The organism is Pseudomonas sp. FP1762 (genome assembly GCF_030687105.1).
GTDB classification, from domain to species: Bacteria; Pseudomonadota; Gammaproteobacteria; order Pseudomonadales; family Pseudomonadaceae; genus Aquipseudomonas; species Aquipseudomonas siliginis.
Genome location: NZ_CP117458.1, coordinates 2553003 through 2574547, shown reverse-complemented (window position 1 = coordinate 2574547; position 21545 = coordinate 2553003). Strand labels below are relative to the sequence as shown.

Below are 21545 nucleotides of genomic sequence, written 5' to 3'. Positions count from 1 at the left end.
TAACGACCTGAATAGAACAGATTTTCAAAGAGATAAACGTGGGCAAATGGCCCATCCATACGCTCGTCAAAAATCAGGCAGCCCCATCTGACACTCCCTATCTATGGTTTTAAAACCATCCGTGGACGTCCGCCCCACCCATTTACAGGGAGTAGTAATGGACAACATCGTCATTGCCGACAAAGCCAATTCTCAGCTCACTGCCCAGAACTGGGGCAATGTTCAGCTCAGTCAGCCTTCAGTTGTACAAATGCCGGTTCGGCCCGATCAATTGGCGTCGACCAGTCGCAGCGGTCAGGATTTGATCGTCAATCTGAAGTCTGGCGAGCAAATCAAAATCTCCAATTTCTTTGTCACCAGCCCTGACGGCGTGCCCAATGACATTGTCTTTCAGGGTGACGACGCGACGCTGTGGCAGGCGCGCTACAGCGCCGAGCCGTTCAATGGCTTTACCTTTGACGAAATCAATTCGCTGGACGAGCTGATCGCTGGCGTCGGTGTGGTGGATGGCGCGACGCCGGCCTGGGCGATTGCCGGGCTTGGCCTGTTGGGCGCGGGTGGTGCGGCAGCCGCTGCCGGCGGAAGTGGCGGCGGCGGCGGTGGTGGTGGCGATGGAGACGCGACGCCTCCTGCGCCTGCGACCGGATTAACCTTGTCGGCCGATGGCCGGGTGCTGAGTGGTTTTGGCGAAGCTGGCAGTGTCGTTCAGGTACGCGATGCAGCCGGCAACCTTTTGGGTTCCGGAACCGTTGGCGCCGATGGCAGTTTCCAGGTCGACCTGGGTACGCCACAGAACAATGGCCAGCCGCTCGACGTCACGCTCACCGACCCCGCGGGCAACGTTTCGACGCCGGGTACGGTCACTGCGCCGGATACCACCGCGCCGACCGCACCAGGCAATCTCAGCGTGAGCCCTGATGGCACGCAACTCGGCGGCACCGGTGAAGCCGGCTCGACCATCCAGGTGCGCGCCGCCGATGGCACTCTGCTCGGTAGCGCTGTGGTGGCGGCGGATGGCACTTTCAGCGTCGCCCTCAGCCCCGCGCAAACCGGCGGCCAGTCGCTGACCGTGAATGCCACCGATGCGGCAGGCAATATCTCGACCGGCGCAACGGTCAGCGCGCCGGAGATCGTCGAACCGACGACGCCAGGCAATCTCGATTTGAGCAGCGACGGCAGTCAACTCACCGGCACCGCCCGAGCCGGCACCACGATTGAAGTCCGTGCCGCCAACGGCGAATTGCTCGGGCGTGCGGCGGTGGCTGCTGACGGCACTTTCCTGCTGACGCTGGTTCGTGCGCAGGCCAACGGTGAAACCTTCAGTGTCGTGGCAGTCAACGGCGCCGGTGCGCAATCGCCGGCCGTGACCTTCAATGCGCCGGACATCACCGGCCCCGGCACTGCGACGGATCTGGCGGTGAGCAGCGATGGCCTCTCGGTCACCGGCCGTGGCGAACCCGGCAGCACAGTCAGCGTCACCAATGCCCAAGGCACGCTACTGGGGACAGCTCTGGTCGCCGCCGACGGCTCGTTCACCGTGCAACTCAACGCCGCGCAAATCGATGGTGAAGCGCTGAGCGTGCTGGTCACCGACGCCGCCGGCAACCCTTCGCCAGCAGCGACCGTTATCGCCATTGATCTGGATGGCCTGACTCAACCGAGCGACATCGCGGTGAGCATCGATGGCACGCAGTTGAGTGGACGCGGCCAGGTCGGTTCGACCGTGACGGTGCGCGACGCCAACGGCAATGTGCTTGGCACGGCCGTGGTGGCGGCGGACGGCACGTTCAGCCTGCAACTGAGCAGTCCGCAGAACAATGGCGAAACACTGCAGATCAGTGCCAGCGACGCCGCTGGCAACAATTCCGCACCACTGAACTACGTGACGCCTGACACCCAAGGGCCGACGGCCGTCTCCGATCTTGCGCTCGACGCTCAGGGGCAGACGCTCACCGGTAAGGGTGAGTTGGGTGCGTCGGTCACTGTGCGCGATCCGGCCGGCAACATCATCGGCACGGGCACGGTGGATGCCGATGGCAATTTTACCGTTCCACTTTCCACACCACAGACCGATGCGCAACAACTGCAAGTGATCCAGACCGACGCGGAAGGCAATCCCTCGGCGCCGGTCAACGTCACCGCACCCGATCTGACCACGCCGGTCGCCGTGACCGATGTGAGCATTTCCGCCAATGGCGCCGTAGTTTCCGGCGCAGGTCAGATCGGCGCCACCGTTACTGTCACTGACACCAATGGGACCGTGCTGGGAACAGCTTTGGTCGGCAGCAACGGCCGGTTCGAAGTCACCCTGTCCTCGCCACAAACCAATGGCCAGAATCTCAGCGTTGTGCAGACCGATGGCTCGCCCTCGGGCTCGCCGGCAGTTCCAGTTGAAGCGCCGGATATCCAGGCCCCCACTGCCCCTTCCAATCTGGCGCTGAATGCAGGCGGCACTGAACTGAGCGGCACAGGCGAGCCCGGTGCCACGGTGTCGGTCAAGGATTCGGCCGGCAATGTGCTGGGCACCGCAATCGTCGACGGCAGCGGCGCCTTTACAGTGCCGCTGAACAGCCCGCAGATCGATGGCCAACAACTGCAAGTGAGCCAATCGGATGGCGTGAACGTCTCCCCCAACACGCCGCTGACCGCAGCGGACACCACCGCGCCGCTGGCGCCGGACAATGTCGTGCTCGCCAGTAACGGCGTGACCTTGACCGGCACCGGGCAAGCGGGCAGCACCGTAACCGTCAGCGCGCCCGACGGCACGGTGCTCGGCACTACGGTGGTCGCCAGCGACGGCAATTTCAGCGTCAACCTGAGTCCGGCTCAGCTCGACGGTCAGGTGTTGAGTGTGATCCAGACCGATGCGAGCGCCCTGCCCTCGCCCGCCACACCGGTCACTGCACCGGACATCACCGCCCCACCTGCACCGAGCGGTCTGCTCATCGATCCGGCGGGTGCCACGGTCACCGGCACCACGCAGCCCAATAACACGGTGCAGGTGCTGGATGCCGACGGCAACGTCATCGGCACCGCAACCGCTGACGGCACGGGCGCCTTCACGGTCAACCTCGATACGGCGCAGACCAATGGCGAAGCCTTGCAAGTCGTGGCGTCGGACGGCGCCAACAGTTCGCTTCCCGGCAGCGTCACTGCGCCGGACAGCACCCCGCCGGCGCCAGTCAGCGATCTCGCGCTCAATCCCGCCGGCACGCAGGTCTCTGGCCTTGCCGAACCGGGCACCACGGTCACCGTCAGCATTGCCGGCGGTGGCGCTGTGCTGGGCACCACGACGGCCGATGCGGACGGCCGCTTCGTCGTGACCCTCAGTCCACCGGCCGAGCCTGGCGGCAATCTGGAAGTCATCAGCACTGACGGCGGCGGCAATGATTCGCCCGTTGTGCCGCTGGCAGGACTGGACGGTACCCAGGTCGCGACCCCGACCGATCTGGCTTTGAGTGCCGATGGTTTCACCCTGACCGGCGCCGGTACGCCCGGTTGCACCGTGACGGTGACCAGCAGCAGCGGCACGGTGCTCGGCTCCGGGCTGATCAACAGCTTCGGCCGCTTCACCCTGTTGCTCAGTAGCAAACAGATCAATGCGCAAGTCCTCCAGGTGACGGCCACCAGTCCCGACGGTGACGTGTCGATTCCGGGCACGGTGACGGCGATCGATGGCACGGCGCCGGACGCGGTGACCAATCTGGCGCTGAATGCCAACGGCACGACACTCACAGGACGCGGAGAGGCCGGGGCGACGGTCACTGTCACCGACGCCACAGGTACCGTGCTCGGTACTGCACTGGTCGCCAGCAATGGCACGTTCAGCCTGACGCTGACGCCGGCACAACTTAATGGCCAGGCGCTTACCGCGATCCAGAGCGATGCCGCCGGCAACCTGTCGCAACCCGCTGGCATCATTGCCAGCGATCTGCAACCGCCCGCCGCAGCGACTGGCGTCAGCATCAATGACGTCGGCACCGTGGTCAAAGGCCAGGGCGAAGCCGGCAGCACCGTGACCGTGCGCGATGCCGCCGGCAATGTTCTGGCCACCGGCGTGGTCGATCAGAGCGGCAATTTCCAGGTCACCTTGCCCAATGCGCAGAACACCGGCGAAACCCTGCAGGTCACTCTGACCGACGCCAATGGTAACGCCTCGACTTCCACTGGCGTGATCACCGTCGACGGCACCCCGCCGGCCGCCGTGCAGAATCCACTGATCAGCGCCGATGGCAGCACCCTCAGCGGCACGGGTGAAGCTGGCGCGACGGTCAATGTCACCACCGCCAACGGCACCTTGCTCGGCAGTGCCGTGGTTGGCGCGGACGGCGCGTTCAGCGTGACCCTGGCGCCAGCGCCGACCAACGGCGAGGCGTTGGCGATCAGCCAGACCGACCCTGCCGGCAATGTCTCGCCGTCGACCAGCGTCAACGCACCCGACATCAGCCCACCAGCTGCACTGACCCAAGTCGCGGTGAATGCTGACGGCGTCACCGTCACTGGTCATGGCGAGCCAGGCGCCACGGTGTCTGTGCGCAGCGCCGACGGCACCTTGCTCGGCACCGCGCAGGTCGGCAGTGGCGGCGCGTTCACTGTCACCCTCAACGCAGCACAACTGAATGCCGAAGTGCTGACCGTCACTCAGGAAGATCCGCCGGGCAACGTTTCGACGGCGGTTGAAGTCATCGCCGCGGATCTGACCGCCCCGGCGATTCCGAGCGCATTGACCCTCAATGCTGCCGGCGTGCAACTGTCGGGCAACGCCGAGGCCGGCAGCACGGTGACCGTGCGCGACAGTCAGGGCAATCTTCTCGGCACCACCACGGCGGCCGCGAACGGCACTTTCCAGATTACCCTCAACAGCCCGCAAACCAATGGCCAGTCGCTGAAAGTGACGGCCACCGATGCGGCAGACAATCCGTCGGCCCCGGCAATCCTCAATGCGGTCGATAGCACGGCGCCGTTGGTGGCGAGCGATCTGGCGGTCAGCGCCAATGGTGCCACCCTGACCGGCATCGGCGAGGTCGGCGCCAGCGTGGAAGTTCGCGATGCCGGAGGTGTTTTGCTGGGTACCGCGACCGTTGCCAGCAATGGCAATTTCAGCGTCACGTTGTCCCCGGCTGCGGTGGCTGGATCGAATCTTTCCGTGGTGCAGATCGATGCTGCCGGCAACACCGGACCGGCAGCGCCGGTGACTGCACCGGGCAATCTGGCGGAAAGCGCACCGACAAATCTGGCCCTCAGCGCCGACGGCCTGACCCTGACCGGCTCGGCCACCGCCGGCAGCACCGTGAGCATTCGCAATGCCTCGGGCGTGTTGCTCGGCAGCGCGCTGGTGGCGGCCAATGGCACTTTCAGCGTCACCCTCAACGCCGCGCAACTCAACGGCGAACAGCTGTCTGCCGTGGCGACGTCGAGCACCGGTATCAATTCATCCCCGACCGACTACACCGCTGCCGATATCGCCGCGCCAACGCCGCTCAGCGAACTGAGCCTGGCACCGAACGGCACGGCCCTGACCGGGCGCGGTGAAGCCGGCGCCACGGTGACCGTGCTCGGCACCGGCGGAGTGGTTCTCGGCAGCGCCGTGGTGGCGGCCAATGACACGTTCAGCGTCACCCTCAGCCCGGCACAGACCTCTGGCCAGACTTTGAGCCTGAGCCAGGCCGACGCCGCCGGCAACGAATCCAACAGCGTCAACCTGATCGCCCCGGATCTGATCGCGCCCAATGCGCCGGCGGCGCTGGTGGCAAGTGCTGACGGCACCCTGCTGTCGGGTACCGGTGAGGCCGGCACCACGGTCAACGTGTACAACGCCGCCGGAGCGCTGGTCGGGACCGGCACCGTGAGCATCGACGGCACGTTTGCGATCACCCTGACCACGCCGCAAGCCAATGGCCAGGCGCTGACCGTGTCGCTGACGGATTCGGCGGGCAACACCTCGACAGCCACGCCGTTCACTTCGGTCGACAGCACACCGCCAGCGGCCGTTTCGCAACTGAGCATCGGCGGCGACGGCGCAAGCCTGACCGGGCGCGGCGAACCCGGCGCGCAAGTCCGGGTCATCGACAGCGACGGCAACGTGCTTGGCACCGCCGTGGTCAGCGCGACCGGTACCTTCACCCTGCCACTGAACCCGGCGTTGACCAATGCCGAAGTGATCACCGTGGTTCAGGCCGACGCAGCGGGCAACGACTCGCCGGCAGTGAACCTGACCACGCCGGACTTCACCCCGCCTGATCCACTGGACAACGTCGATATCAACTCGTCCGGCGCGTTGGTCATCGGTACTGGCGAACCCGGCGCGACCGTGACCGTGCGCGATGCCAATGGCACCTTGCTCGGCACCAGCGTGGTACTCGGCGACGGCACCTTCAGCGTCACCCTCAATCCGCCGCAGATCAATGAACAGATCCTCAGCGTGCAGCAGGCCGATCCACCCGGCAACGTCAGCGCGCCGGTGTCGATCACCGCACCGGATCTGACCCCGCCAGCGACGCCGGCCGATCTGCAACTGAATGCCGATGGCGACACCCTCACCGGGACCGGCGAAGTCGGCGCCATTGTCCGCGTGACATCCGCAGACGGTACCGAGCTGGGCACCGGCACCGTGGGCAGCGATGGCCGTTTCCAGATCACCGTGACTCCGGTGCAAACCAATGGCCAAGCGCTGTTCGTGGTGTTGGCGGATGCAGCCGGCAATGCCTCGCCTGCCGGCACGCTGAGCGCACCGGACAGCACGCCTCCTGCAGCACTGACCGATGTCGAGATCGACGCCAGCGGCAGCCTCATCACCGGCTCCGGTGCGGCTGGCTCGCAAGTGGTCGTCACCAACGCGGTGGGCACCATCGTCGGCACCGGCACCGTCGCGGCCGATGGCAGTTTCAGCGTCATCCTCGATCAGCCTCTGCTCAACGGTGAAGCCTTGTCGGTGATCCAGCGCGATGTGGCGGGCAACCCTTCTCCGATCGTGCCCGTCACTGCGCCGGACATCACCCTGCCCGCTGCGCCCACCGGCCTCGTTCTCGCGCCCGACGGCGTGACATTGACCGGCAGCGGTGAAGCCGGCGCCACGGTGCGTGTACTGAGCGCGACTGGCACTGTGTTGGGCTCGGCAACCGTGGCCGGCAATGGCTCGTTCAGCGTGACCCTCAATCCGCCGCAAGTGAACGGCGAGCTGTTGAGCGTCAATCAGACCGATCTGGCATCCAACACATCGCCGACAGCGCCCGTGCAAGCGGGCGATATCACCGATCCCCTGGAGGTGGCCGACCTCAATGTCAGCCAGGACGGCTTGACCGTCACCGGTACTGGCGAGCCCGGAGCGACCGTCACCGTGCGAGACGGCGCGGTGGTGCTCGGCACGGCGACGGTGGCCGCAGATGGCAGCTTCAGCGTCACCTTGTCTTCGGCGCAACTCGATGGCCGCGCGCTCTCGGTAGTGCAAGCCGACGCGCAAAACAACCAGTCCGAGCCCGTACTGGTCGACGCGCCGGACAGCACTGCACCGATCGCACCGACGGTGACATCGCTGACCGGCGCCGGCACCTTGCTCGCCGGAACCGCCGAAGCCGGCAGCACCGTGACTGTGCTGTCCGCCACCGGCACCGTGCTCGGCACGGCGGTGGCATTGGGCGACGGCACCTATACCGTTACGCTGAATCCGGCCCAGGCCAATGGTCAGTTGTTGTCAGTGATCGCGACGGATGAGGCGCAAAACGCATCGCCAGTGCTGCTCTACCCGGCGGCTGATACTACCGCTCCAGATGCCGTCACCGGTCTGACCATCAGCGGCGATCTGAGCCAGCTCGCCGGTCGTGGCGAAGCCGGCGCGAGTGTCGAAGTGACCGATGCGCTGGGCAATATCGTCGGCACCGGCACAGTGGCCGCCAACGGTACGTTCCTGATCGATCTGGCGCCGGGCATCACTGCCGGCCAGGTGCTGACGGTGAATCAGATCGACGTGGCGACTAACATTTCGGCAGATGCCAGCCTGATCGTTCCGGCCGTTCCGGCCCCGGATGCTCCAGCCAATCTGGCGCTCACGGCCGATGGTCTGACGCTGACCGGCACTGCGGCCATTGGCACGATCATCAATGTCTACGCGCCGGACAACAGTCTGATCGGCACCGGCGTCACCGGCGCGGATGGCACGTTCAGCGTCGTGCTGACGCCCGCGCAAACCAACGGCGAAAGCCTCGAAGTCACCGCCAACACTGCGTTGGGTGGCGCCTCGCTGCCGACTGAAATCACCGCAGGTGACACCTCGGCGCCGGCGCCACTCAGCGATCTGGCGGTCAACGCCAACGGCACTTTGGTTACCGGTCGCGGCGAAGTCGGCGCGTCAGTGACCATCACCGGCGCTGGCGGCGTGGTGCTGGGCAATGCGACGGTTGGCGCCAATGGCACTTTCAGCGCACAGCTCAATACGCCGCAGGTCAACGGTCAGGTGCTCAATGCGACACAGACCGATGCGGCCAACAACACCTCATCCGGTCTTAACGTAACTGCGCCCGATATCACTCCCCCGGCCGCTCCGACAGCACTGGTCCTCAGCGGTGCCGGTCTGGTGCTCGGCGGGCTCGGTGAAGCCGGCGCCACCGTCACTGTTCGCGGTGCGGGTGGCGCGGTGCTGGGCACTGCGACGGTGGCGGGCAATGGCTCGTTCTCGGTGACCTTGTCCTCCGCGCAACTCAACGGCCAGCAACTCAGCGTCACGCAGAGTGATGCGGCGGGCAACGTTTCGCCGGTTACCAACCTCAGCGTCGCCGATACCACCGCGCCAGCGCCGCTGAGCAATGTCAGCTTGAACGGTACTGGCCTGGCCGTCAGCGGCACGGGTGAGGCCGGCGCGACCGTCAGCGTGACCAACGCAGCCGGTACCGTCCTCGGCACCGCTGTGGTCAATGCTGGCGGCACCTTCACCGTGCAACTGTCCAGCGCGCAACTGAATGGCCAACAGCTCAACGTCCAACAGGCCGACCCGACGGGCAATCTGTCGCCGGTCTTCAACCTGACGGCCACTGACGTACAGGCGCCGATCGCGGCCAGCGGTCTGACGCTCGCTGCCAACGGTCTGACCCTGAGCGGTACGGGCGAAGCCGGTGCGACGGTCAACGTCTACGGCCCCGGCGGCGCGCTGATCGGCACCACCACCGTGGGCAGTGGCGGTACGTTCAACTTCAACCTGAACACCGCGCAACTCGACGGGCAGCTGTTGACCGTGCGTCTGGTCGACCCGGCCGGCAATCTGTCGCCCAACGCCAGCCTGACAGCGCCGGACATTACCGCCCCCGGCGCGCCGACCGGCGTCAGCGTCAATGGCAGCGGCACCGTGCTCACTGGCGTCGGCGTGCCCGGTTCGACCATCAGCGTGCTCGGCGTCGGTGGTGCGGTGCTCGGCACCGCGACCGTCGCCGCTAACGGCAGTTTCTCCGTGGCACTAGCCTCAGCGCAGATCAACAGCCAGGTACTCAGCGTCACCCAGGCCGATCCGAGTGGCAACGTATCGGCAGCGGCGACCGCGACGGCGCCAGACCTGACACCGCCCGCTGCGGCAACGGCGCTGCTGGTCGGTGCCGATGGCCTGACCGTCACCGGTACCGGTGAAGCCGGTGCAACCGTGACCATCAAGTCGGCCAGCGGCGCCGTTCTGGGCACCGCCACGGTCAACAACCTCGGCGTGTTTACCGTCACCCTGAGCAGTGCGCAGATCAACGGCGAAAACCTCACCGTCAATCTCAGCGACGCTCGCGGCAACGTTTCGGTGGCCGCCAACGTCATTGCGCCGGACGTCGACGTCAACGCGCCAGTGATCGCCAGCGATAACCTCACCGTTGGCACCGTCACCCTGGCTCCGGTCACCGCCTCGCAGACCTTCAACGACTCGTTCACCACGCTGCTGGCCGGATTCTCGAAAACCTTCACCTTCACCGTCGCCGGCGGCACGCGTCTTGATCCGACCCTGACGCTGACCACCAGCAGTCTGATTTCGCTGATCGATGGCGTGGTCTATACCCTGCAAGTCAAGGATGCCAGCGGTAACTGGGTGACTCTGGATGTCAACGGCAGCGGCGGTCTGCTCGACCTGATCGCGCTCGCCGGCCAGGGCGTGCGGGTCGACATCGGTAACCTGCTGTCAGGCGATTATCGACTGACGGTTTCGAGCACCGGCATCGGCGTGCTGACCACGGTCAATACCCAGCTGCAACTGGATGTCAGCAGCCTGACCCAGTTCAACGGCATTGCCGGGCCAGCGGTGACCGGCAACGTCATCACCAACGTCGGCGTCGATGGCACGGCCGATCAGACCGGCCCGGACAACGGCGCGCAATTGCAGATCTTCAAGAACGGCGCCTGGGTCAGCGCTGGGGCCGGCACCACGGTGCAAGGGTTGTACGGCACGCTGACCATCGACGCCAATGGCAACTACAGCTACAAACCGAACGGCAGTGTTGGCAGCGTCGGCAAAGTCGACGTGTTCAACTACCAACTGGTGCACCCGAACGGTTTGAGCGACACCGCCAATCTGTACGTGCGCATCGACAGCCCGCAAGCCAGCGAAGTGTGGAACGATGCCAACCTTGGCAGCCCGGCGCTGGTGGTGGATGCCACGCCAGACGTCGCCTCGACTGACGTCACCCTGATCAACCGCGAAGTCACCACCAACTCTGCCCTCGGCACCTTCAATGTGCTGCTGGGCGGCGGCAGCGGTAACTACAACACCGTGGTCGCGGCCGATACCGTCAGTGACCTGACCGTGGTGGTCAATTCGAGCAACCTGTTGGCGCTGCTCGGTTCGATGACGGTGGGCCTGTACAAGCTCAACACCGCCACCAACCAGTACGTGCTGGTCAAGAGTTACGGCGGCAACGCGCTGGTCAATCTCGGCGGCGGCAACTACGGGATCAAGTTCGACGACCAGACCGCCGGCAGTTATCAGGTGCGGGTGGCAGTGGGCGGCCTCGGCCTGCTGACCAGCGTCAACACCAGCCTGATCAACGTCGCGACCTACAACAATCAGTTCGTGGTCGGCGGCTACACGCCGGTATCGGGCAATCTGCTCACCGACACCGCTGGCGGCGGCGCCGATGTGTTGGGCTCGGTCTACACCTTGCTCAGCGTGCTGGTCGCCGGCAGTTACGTTGCGCCGGGTTACAACGGCGTCTCGCTGGTCGGTAACTACGGCACCCTGGTGGTCCAAGCCAACGGCAACTACACCTACACGCTCAAGGCCGGGCTGACCGATGCGGTGATCGGCCAGGAAGATACCTTCACCTACCAACTCACCCACCCCAACGGCACGGTAGACACCGCGACGCTGACCATCGACCTGAACAAGGCCGGCGCATTTGCCAGCACCGCTTTCTCGGCCCTCGCCAGTGATGACCTCGGTCTGGCCCATGCCACTGGCAGCGACTTGATCCAGGGCACCGAGGGCAACGACACCCTCGACGGCTCGCACGGTGGCGCCGTGACCCTGCAAGGTGGCGGTGGCGACGACACGCTGATCATCGCCGATCAGCAGTTCACCTCGGTGGACGGCGGCAGCGGCACCGATACCCTGCTCTGGGCCGGTGGCGACGTGTCGATCAACCTCGGCGATCTGCAGAGCAAGATCCACAACGTCGAAATCCTCGACCTCAACCATTCCAGTGCGGTTGCGCTGACATTGAATCTCGGCGATCTGCTGGCGATTACCTCTTCGGACAACAACACCCTGCTGATCAAGGGTGACGACAGGGACAGCGTGCACATGACCGATGGCTGGGTCGCCGATGGCACGCAACAGGCCGACGGCATCGACTATGTTCAATACACGGCACAGGAGGATCCGAGCCACCACTTGTGGGTGCAGAACGGCATTCAAGTGGTTTGAAACAAGACATCAAACGTCGGTCTCTCAACAGTAAGGGAAGTCTGTGGAGTCAGTTTTTCGCCAGAAATGGCCGGTGGTCCTGTTGACCATCGGCCTCTACCCCGCGTTCACCGTCGGCGTTCGCGCTGACGACAACCTCGACAGCAGCTTGCGCAGCATCAGCCCGTCGCAACTGCAACAACCTGCAGGCAATGACAATCGTCAGCGCCCTGCCCCTGCTTCAAAAACGGCCGCCAACGCGGATACTTTGGGGCTGGAACAAGCGGTCAGGCTGGCCGTGGACTGGCACCCACGCATCGGCGAGGCCATCGGCACCCTGTTCCAGCAAGGCGAAGGGGTCAACGTCGCCGAGTCCGGTTATTACCCGCAGGTCACCGGCGGCATCAAGGGTGGCTACACCAGCGGTTACGGCAGCGATGCCGGCAGCCAGTCGGTGAACATTTCCCTCAAACAGATGCTGTATGACTTCGGCAAGGTTTCCAGTTCGGTCGACGCCGCCCGCGCCCGGGTGGCGCGCAGTCAGGCCGGGATTCTGCTGGCGATCGACGACATCGCCCGCGACACCGCCAGAGCCTACATCGAAGTGCAGCGTTATCAGCGTCTGCTCGAGGTTGCCCGTGAACAGATTCAGGGCATCGGCGGCATCGTCGACCTGGCCAAGCAACGCAGTGACATGGGCGCCAGCACCCGCTCCGATATGGTCCAGGCGCAGTCCCGCGCAGAAGGCGCGACGGCGACGTTGCAGGAATTCAAGGCGCAATACGCACGCTGGCAAGCGACCCTGACCAGTCTGCTCGGACGGCGCACGCCGCCGGCGGTCAGCGACGCCGCCGCGCCTACGCTAACCCAGGCCTGCGACGCCTCGCAGATCTCCGACACCCTGCCCGCCGTTCTCCAGGCAGCTGCGCAACGCACCCAGGCCCAGGCCGAGCTGGCCCAGGCCAAAGCCGAGGCCTACCCGACCCTGTCGCTGCAACCCTCGGTCAACCAATATCTGGATGACCACTACGACGATCAGAACTCGCGCGCCGATCGCACCCAGGTCGGGATCTTCCTCAACCTCGAAGTGCCGATCTATCAGGGCGGTGCGATCAGTGCGCGCAGCCGCGCCGCCGGGCATGCACTGACCGCAGCGGACTCGGCCGAAGACTTCGCCCGTCTGCAAGCGCGCCAGGGTCTGGCCGAAGCCCAGGCGCAAACCTCGGGCCTGAACCGGCGGCTGCGCTCGCTGGAATTTCGCCAGACCAGCATCACCGAGGCGCGCATGTTGTATGGCCGCCAGTATCTGGAACTGGGCACGCGGCCGCTGCTCGACCTGCTCAACGCCGAGCAGGAAATCCACCAGTCGCGCTTCGATCTGGTCAACACCCAGGCTGATCTGCAACGTCTGCAGATCGACTGCTTCTACAACAGCGGTGCGATTCGCCGGGTCTTCGGCATCGACCACAGCGCCATCCAGAATGTCGAGATCCTGCCATGACCGATGCCAGCATCACTGTTCCCGAACCCGCTGCTGCCGAAGCTCGCGAAGATTATTCGCCATGGCTGGAAGCGGTGTTGAAGGTCGCCCGCCACTACCGACTCGACGTCTCGCCGGAAAGCGTGCGCCTGGCCTCGGTGCACAGCGAAGGCCGCGTCGAAGAAGTGGTTCGGCACATGGCGCGTCAGGCCGGTTTGAGCGTGAAATTCGCGGCATTCGACAACAAGAGCCTGAGCCGCTGGCGCACGCCGCTGGTGGTGCAACTGCGCGACGGTCAGGTCGGCGTGCTCGAAAGCATCGGCGAAACCGGCGAGCTGGGCATCTGCTTCAGTGGCGACCAGGGTTTGCAGAGCCGCATGGAGGCTGGCGCGCTCGCCGAGCAGGCATTGCGCACGGTGATTCTGCGTCCGACGCAACCGGTGGCCGACGTGCGCACCAACGATTACATCAAGCCCTACGACGAGCACTGGTTCCGCCGCATCGTCCTCACCGATCTGCGGCCTTACAGCCAAGTGATGATCGCCTCGCTGGTGGCCAACCTGCTGGGCATGGCCGGGGTACTGTTTTCCATGCAGGTGTACGACCGGGTGATTCCGGCCGAGTCGCTGCCGACCCTGTACGTGTTGTTCGGCGGGGTGATGCTGGCGCTGCTGTTCGATTTCGTCATGCGCATCCTGCGTCTGCGCATCACCGATGTGCTGGGCAAACGCGCCGACTTGCGCGTCTCCGATCTGGTCTTCGGCCACGCCCTGCGCCTGCGCAATTCCGCGCGGCCGAAATCCACCGGCTCGTTCATTTCGCAGTTGCGCGAGCTGGAGCAGATCCGCGACCTGATCACCTCCAGCACTGCCACGGCACTGGCGGACATGCCGTTTTTTCTGCTGTTCCTGCTGGTGTTCTATTTGATCGGCGGGCCGCTGGTGCTGATTCCACTGGTGGCGCTGGTGTTCATGTTGCTGCCCGGGATCATTGCGCAACCGCGTCTGGCGCGACTCGCCAATGCGTCGATGCGTGAAGCGGCGCTGCGCAACGCCATGCTGGTGGAAAGTATTCAGGGCCTCGACGACATCAAGGCGCTGCAGGCCGAGCAGCGTTTCCAGCAACAGTGGAATCAGTACAACGCCGCCTCCGCGGACAGCAGCCTGCGCCTGCGCACCTTGACCAACAGCCTGGTGGCGTGGACGCAGAACGTACAAGGCGGAGTGTTCGCGGTGGTGATCGTGTTCGGCGCGCCAATGGTGATTGCCGGCGACCTGACCACCGGCAGTCTGGTCGCGGCGTCGATTCTGTCGTCGCGGATGATGGGGCCGATGGCGCAACTGACCCACGTGCTCACCCGATGGCAGCAGGCCAAGGTCGCGCTCGAAGGCTTGAACCGGATCATGCAGATGCCGGTGGATCATCCCGAAGGCAGCCAGCGCGTGCACTTGCCGGCGATTCGCGGCGACTACCGCCTGCGTCAGGCCAGCTTCCGCTACAGCGAGGAATCGACCCCGGCGCTCAACAACATCGACCTGAGCATCCGGCCCGGCGAGCGCATCGCCCTGCTCGGCCGCAACGGCGCCGGCAAGTCGACGCTGCTGCAAGCGCTGGGCGGCGCGATGGATCTGAGCAGCGGTGAAACCACTCTGGACGGCATCGCCCTTGCGCATCTGGATCCGGCCGACCTGCGCCGCGATGTCGGCCTGCTCTCGCAACAGGCGCGACTGTTTCACGGCACCTTGCGCGACAACATCACCCTCGGCGCCGGTCAGGCCAGCGATCAGGAAATCATCGCCGCGTTGACTGTCACCGGTGCGCTGGACTTCGTTCGGCAGCTGCCCAAAGGCATGGATCATCTGGTACTCGAGGGCGGGTTAGGTTTGTCTGGAGGTCAGCGTCAAAGCCTGTTGCTGTCGCGCTTATTGATCCGCCAGCCACAAGTGCTGCTGCTCGACGAACCGACAGCCGCGCTGGATGACGTCACCGAGCGGCTGCTGCTGGAAAAACTCGCGACCTGGACCCAGGGCCGAACGCTGGTGGTTGCCACGCATCGGGTCAGTGTGTTGCAACTGGTCGAGCGGATCATCGTTCTCGACAATGGACGCATCGTCATTGACGACCACCGCGACGCGGCACTTGCGCGGTTGCGCGCACCGGGCAAAGGAGTGGCGGTATGAAGCCGATGATGACCGACGTGCCGGACCCGATGTCCTACCTCGACGGCCGCGATGAGCGCGCACTTGCCGGTGGCGCAAAGGTGATCTGGGGTTGCGCGCTGATGCTCGCCTGCTTCATTGCCTGGGCGGCGTGGTTTGAAATCGTCGAGGTCTCGACCGGCACCGGCAAAGTGGTGCCCAGCTCGCGCGAGCAAGTCATTCAGTCGATGGAGGGCGGCATTCTCGAGCAGCTCAATGTCAGCGAAGGCGCTTTGGTCGAGCGCGGGCAGATCCTCGCGCAACTGGACCCAGTGAAGAACCAGTCCAACGTCGGCGAAAGCGCGGCCAAGTACCGCGCGGCGCTGGCCAGCGTCAACCGCTTGCAGGCAGAGGTCAGCGAAAAGCCCCTGACCTTCGACGCCTCGCTACAAGAGTTTCCTGATCTGATCCGCGCCGAAACCGAGCTCTACCAGACCCGGCGCAAAGGTCTGGCGGAAACCCTCGACGGCATTCAGAGCTCGCTGAAACTGGTACGTAGCGAACTGGCGATCACCGAGAATCTGGCGAAAATCGGTGCCTCGAGCCGAGTTGAAGTGCTGCGACTGACCCGTCAACGCTCGGAGCTGGAATTGAAGGCCACCGAAGCCCGCTCCGATTACATGGTCCGCGCCCGCGAAGACCTGGCCAAGGCCAACGCCGAAGCGCAGATGCTCGAAGCGGTGATCCGTGGGCGCACCGATTCACTGTCGCGCCTGACCCTGCGCTCGCCGGTGCGCGGCATCGTCAAGGACATCGAGGTCAGCACGATTGGCGGCGTCATTGCGCCCAACGGCCAGGTCATGCAGATCGTGCCGCTCGATGAACAACTGCTGATCGAGACGCGCATCTCGCCGCGCGACATCGCCTTCATTCACCCGGGCCAGGCGGCGAAAGTGAAAATCACCGCCTATGACTATTCGATCTACGGCAGCCTCGACGGCGAGGTGGTGACGATCTCGCCGGACACCATCCAGGACGAAGCCAAGCCGGAAATCTTCTACTATCGCGTGTTCATCCGCACTGCGTCGGATGAACTGCGCAACAAGGCCGGCAAACGCTTCGCCATCGTGCCCGGGATGATCGCCACGGTGGACATCCGTACCGGCGAAAAAACCGTGCTCGACTACCTGATCAAACCACTCAACCGCGCCCGCGAAGCGTTGCGCGAACGCTGATCAGCGGCTGGCCAGTTTGGTCGCTGGTGGCGCTGTGGGGGTGATGCTGGCCTGATAGCGCGACCACTCGCGATTGATCTCCGCGTACGGCAAAAAGATGCTTACGCGCGGTTGATCGAGCAAGTCCTTGCGCTTGAGGCGGCTGACATCATCGCGGGTGAGAAACGCCACGTTGATGCCAACCACTTTGCCATCGGCAGAAAACACCGGCCCGCCGGACATGCCTTTGGCCAGCGCGCCATTGTGGGTGCCGTAAAGCACATTGCCCTCTTTGACGTCGAGGCGAACCATCGCCGGCAACGCCTGGCCGGTGCCCTTGACCGACATGTACAGCGAATTGAAGCCAACCGAAGTCAGCTCTTCGCCCGGCTTGTAGCCGCGCCACGCCGGCACGCTATTGGCCTTGTGGCGGAAGAACTGTACGTCTGCCTGCCCTTGGAAAACCGTGCCCGACAAGTAAGGAATGTGCTTCACCGTCACGGCGAAGTCTTCGTTCCATTGCACAGCCGAACCCATCAGCAGGTAAGGCAAAGGCGCGCCGGAGTGGACGACAAAGGCTTGGTCTAAAACAGGATCCTGAACAAAAGCGACTGGCATTCCATTGCACCCGCTGAGCAGCAACGACGCTGCAACAAGTGACTTGAGGGGGCGCATTTTCGGTACATCTTGAGGTGAGGAAAGGTGCTGCAATATGTCATTGCGCCATCACTTTTAGCAATAGGCTCAGCCTACCGCTTGTCGGCGTGCGATATAGTGAGTTAATGATTGGATCCAAGCAATTTCCCGGCAATGCACGCAATCAACAGCGAATGAACGCAAATGATCGCGATTGTCTTCAACCAGGTCGAGTGATCCCATGCTGACGAAGCTTGCGGTACAGGGTATTGCGGCTAATCCCCAGACGACGGGCAACTCGCGCGATATGCCAGTGTTCAGCTTCAATCAAGCTCAGCAGAGTTTGCCGTTCGGATACGCCCAGTGGATCGTCAACAGGTTGGTCGTCACTTGCGGGCAGTAACTCATGCACGTCCTCCAGCGTGACCCGGCCTTCCACTGCCAACGCCACCAACGTACGCAAACAGGTGCGCAGTTGCCGGACGTTGCCCGGCCAGGGCTGCGCCAGCAAGCGCTCTCGAACTCCCGATTGCAGCCGCACAGTGGCGCCCGCCGCTTCTTCGCGCAGCAGGCGGTCGAGCAGACGGCCCTTGTCGGAACGCTCGCGCAGCGGCGGCAGTTCCACGGCGAAACCGCCAATGCGATAGAACAGGTCCTCGCGCAGGCGTCCGTCGGCCACGCAGGCTGGCAGATTCTGGTGACTGGCGCTGATCAGGCGTACATCAAGCGGTCGCGGCGTTGCGCTGCCCAGCGGCACAACCTGGCGCTCTTCGAGCACGCGCAGCAGACGGGTCTGTAGCGCGAGGGGCATGTCGCCGATTTCGTCGAGAAACAGAATGCCGCCATGGGCCTGCTCAAGCTTGCCGACCATGCCGTCCTTGCGCGCGCCGGTGAAGCTGCCGCCGCGATAGCCGAACAGCTCGCTTTCAATCAGCGTCTCGGGGATCGCCGCGCAGTTGATCGCAACAAACGGCTGGCCGGCGCGCGAGCTGGCGCGATGCAGCGCTGCCGCAAAGGCCTCCTTGCCGGTGCCGGTTTCACCCTGCAGAAACACCGGCACGTCACGCTCCAGTACACGCAACGCGCGAGCGAATCCGCGTTGCAGGCGCGGGTCTTCCAGGCACACGCGCTCATCCTTGATTGGCGGGACAGGCGCAAGGGTCAACGGCGCGGAGCGGATCGGTTCGCGCAACTGGCCGTAGAACAAGCGCCCGTCGGCCAGGCGCATCGGCCAGCAGACGTGCGCCTGAGCACTGGCCTGCTCGAGCAACTGCTCCATCGGCGTTTCCAGCAGCATCGTCAACGACTGCCCGACCATCTGCTCGCGGCTCAGGCCCAACAGATCGAGCGCCGCCGCATTCACCGAACAGATCCGCGCACTCTCATCGAAGCTGAGCAGGCCTTCACCCAGCAGCCCGACAAACCCGGCGTCGGGATGAAACCGCAGCAAATAGCGCTGCGGATCGTGGCCAAGGAAAAAACAGCTCTCGATCAACCTGGCCGACAGATTGGTCAGGGCCATGGCCTTGAAGCGTTGCTCAAGGCTGCTTTCCTCGCGCACGGAGGACAGGTTGAGCACCGCGAGCAACTCACCGCTGGCGTCGAATATCGGGCTGGCCGAACAGGTCAGGCCGACGTGCTGGCCACGGAAATGCTCGTCGCGGCGAATGGTCACGTGCTGGCGCTCGACCAGGCAGGTGCCGACGCCGTTGGTGCCCTCGTGCTCCTCGCTCCAGACCGAGCCGAGCCACAGCCCGGAGCGCTGGAACTCGCCGCGTTCGGCTTCGTTGAACACGCTGTCGATCGCCACGCCGCGCGCATCGGTGAGCAGCACGACATGGCCGTCACGTCCCAGCTGCTGGTGCAGGCTGTTCATCTGCCAGTGCGCAACGGAAATGATGTGTTCCAGCGGCGCACGGTGTTCGCGCAAACGCGCCTGTTCGAGCACATCCGGCGCGCGGCGGCTGGCCGGATCGAGCTGGTATTGATCCAGGCAACGCCGCCACGAACGGGTGATCGCCAGGTCTGCCGCCGCGCTGTGGCTGGCAACAGAGCCCTGCACGGCTTGCAGTACCTGGCGCGCGTGGGCGTTGATCGAGGCCGGTTTCATTGTTGTTGTTCTCCGCTTCGGTGAAGACACGGGTGTGTCCGCAGCTTAGATGAAAAGCTCGTTGCGGGGGAATTTCGCGCCGAGTGACACAGTGTCATCCGCGATTCTCGAATTTGTGACATGTCGCCTGTGCCAAGCCTTGTCGGCCTTTGCATCAAACGCTCTGGCCCGCGCCTTTCAAGGAGATGGCCCAAGCCTTGCTCTGATGCCATGGCTTACCAAAACAACAAGATCGGGAGTGGCCCCATGAACATCGCTATTGAAACCCCTTTGCAATCGCCAACAGCGCAACTCGCCGCTTGGGTCGAACGCCTCGGCGGACGTCTGGCGCAACGAGATGTGGACGGCACGCTGGAGCTGTTTGCCGAAGAATGCCACTGGCGTGACTTGCTGCTGTTCAGTTGGAACCTCGTCACCCTGGAAGGCAAACCGGCGATTCGCGACATGCTCGAAACACGCCTTGAGCAGACCCGGCCCGAACGCTGGCAACTCGAAGGTGAAGCCACGCTTAGCGATGGCGTGCTTGAAGGCTGGATGAGCCTGGAAACCGACTCGGCGCGCGGCAAAGGCTATGTGCGCCTGAAAGAAGGTTTGTGCTGGACGCTGCTGACCACCATGCGCGAACTCAAAGGCTTCGAAGAACCCAGCGGCCGCCGCCGGCCGATGGGCGCGAGCCACGGCCATGCCCACGCTGACAAGCGCAACTGGCTGGAGCGCCGCCGCGATGAAGAAGCGGCGCTGGGCATCACCACGCAACCGTACTGCCTGATCGTCGGCGGCGGTCAGGGCGGGCTCGGCCTCGGCGCAAGGCTCAAACGCATGGGCGTACCGACGCTGATCATCGACAAAGCCGAACGCCCCGGCGATCAATGGCGCGGCCGCTACAAGTCGCTGTGCCTGCACGACCCGGTCTGGTACGACCACATGCCCTACCTGCCCTTCCCCGACCACTGGCCGGTGTTCACCCCGAAAGACCAGATCGGCGACTGGCTGGAGATGTACACCAAGGTCATGGAACTCAACTACTGGCCGCGCACTGAATGCCTCGGCGCTACGTTTGACGAAGAGACTGGCCGTTGGACCGTGGAGGTCCTGCGCAACGGCGAGCCCGTCACCCTGCAACCGACGCAACTGATCCTCGCCACCGGCATGTCTGGCGTACCGAATGTGCCGGTGTATCCAGGCGCCGAAAACTTCCAGGGCCAGCAACATCACTCCAGCCGTCACCCCGGCGGCGATGCGTGGAAAGGCAAGCGCGCAGTGGTCATCGGCGCGAACAATTCAGCCCACGACATCTGCGCCGATCTGGTGGAAAACGGCACCGAGGTGACCATGGTGCAACGTTCGAGCACGCACATCGTGCGTTCGGACAGCCTGATGGAACTGGTTTTCGGCGGGCTTTATTCCGAAGAGGCGCTCGAGTCGGGGCTGACCACGGACAAGGCCGACCTGCTGTTCGCCTCGATTCCGTACAAGGTCATGCCACAGTTTCATCGGCCGATCTTCGACGCGATCAAGGAGCGCGACAAGGACTTCTATGAACGCCTGAGCCGGGCGGGTTTCATGCTCGATTTCGGCGATGACGAATCGGGTTTGTTCATGAAATACGTACGCCGTGGCTCGGGTTACTACATCGACGTCGGCGCCTCGGAACTGATCGCCAACGGCACGATCAAGCTCAAGAGCGCGCCGGGCCTCGGTGTCGAACGCATCGAAGCGGATGCGGTGGTGCTCACCGATGGCAGCCGCTTGCCGGCCGATCTCATCGTTTATGCGACAGGTTATGGCTCGATGAACGGCTGGGCCGCGAAGCTGATTTCCCAGCAAGTCGCCGACAAGGTCGGGCGCTGCTGGGGCCTGGGTTCCGGCACCACCAACGACCCCGGCCCGTATGAAGGTGAACTGCGCAACATGTGGAAGCCGACCCAGCAGCAAAACCTCTGGTTCCACGGCGGCAACCTGCATCAGTCACGGCACTATTCACTGTATCTGGCGTTGCAGTTGAAAGCCCGTTTCGAAGGCCTCGACACCGATGTTTATCGCCTTGCAGAGCGCCATCATCTGGGCTGATTCCTCAAGTGGTCGTTCGTCGGTGCGCAGACCAAGCGCA

General features: G+C 64.2%; 7 protein-coding genes. 5 read left to right on the top strand and 2 right to left on the bottom strand.

Annotation, left to right across the window (positions count from 1 at the left end):
* The first annotated feature begins 157 nt into the window (after window positions 1-157).
* Genes PSH90_RS11385 through PSH90_RS11370 form a run of 4 tightly spaced genes read left to right on the top strand, consistent with a single transcriptional unit; the run spans window position 158 to window position 16710 of the window.
* Complete coding sequence (locus PSH90_RS11385; protein WP_305382790.1) at window positions 158-11878, top strand: BapA/Bap/LapF family large adhesin; 11721 nt, start codon at window positions 158-160, stop codon at window positions 11876-11878.
* A gap of 43 nt (window positions 11879-11921) precedes the next feature.
* Entirely contained in the window at window positions 11922-13358 is a 1437-nt protein-coding gene (locus PSH90_RS11380; protein ID WP_143978997.1) for a TolC family outer membrane protein, read from the top strand.
* Window positions 13355-15517 carry a type I secretion system permease/ATPase gene (locus PSH90_RS11375; RefSeq protein ID WP_305382788.1) on the top strand — a complete coding sequence of 721 codons (2163 nt, stop codon included), beginning with the start codon at window positions 13355-13357 and terminating at the stop codon, window positions 15515-15517. The genes PSH90_RS11380 and PSH90_RS11375 overlap by 4 nt, the downstream gene beginning before the upstream one ends.
* A 5-nt stretch (window positions 15518-15522) precedes the next feature.
* Window positions 15523-16710 (top strand): HlyD family type I secretion periplasmic adaptor subunit, encoded by a 1188-nt coding sequence (locus PSH90_RS11370; RefSeq protein WP_370593533.1) that lies wholly within the window; start codon window positions 15523-15525, stop codon window positions 16708-16710.
* On the opposite strand, the gene PSH90_RS11365 is transcribed toward PSH90_RS11370, so the two are convergent.
* Both PSH90_RS11365 and PSH90_RS11360 read right to left on the bottom strand, forming a co-directional pair.
* Window positions 16711-17307 (bottom strand): trypsin-like peptidase domain-containing protein, encoded by a 597-nt coding sequence (locus tag PSH90_RS11365; protein ID WP_143170125.1) that lies wholly within the window; start codon window positions 17305-17307, stop codon window positions 16711-16713. It lies immediately after the preceding gene.
* A gap of 238 nt (window positions 17308-17545) precedes the next feature.
* On the bottom strand, window positions 17546-19435 hold the full coding sequence (locus tag PSH90_RS11360) for a sigma-54-dependent Fis family transcriptional regulator (protein ID WP_305382787.1): 1890 nt from the start codon (window positions 19433-19435) through the stop codon (window positions 17546-17548).
* A gap of 246 nt (window positions 19436-19681) precedes the next feature.
* On the opposite strand from PSH90_RS11360, the gene PSH90_RS11355 reads away from it, so the two are divergent.
* A complete protein-coding gene (locus PSH90_RS11355; RefSeq protein WP_056786821.1) occupies window positions 19682-21505 on the top strand; it encodes an NAD(P)/FAD-dependent oxidoreductase in 1824 nt (607 codons plus the stop codon).
* Window positions 21506-21545: the final 40 nt, after the last annotated feature.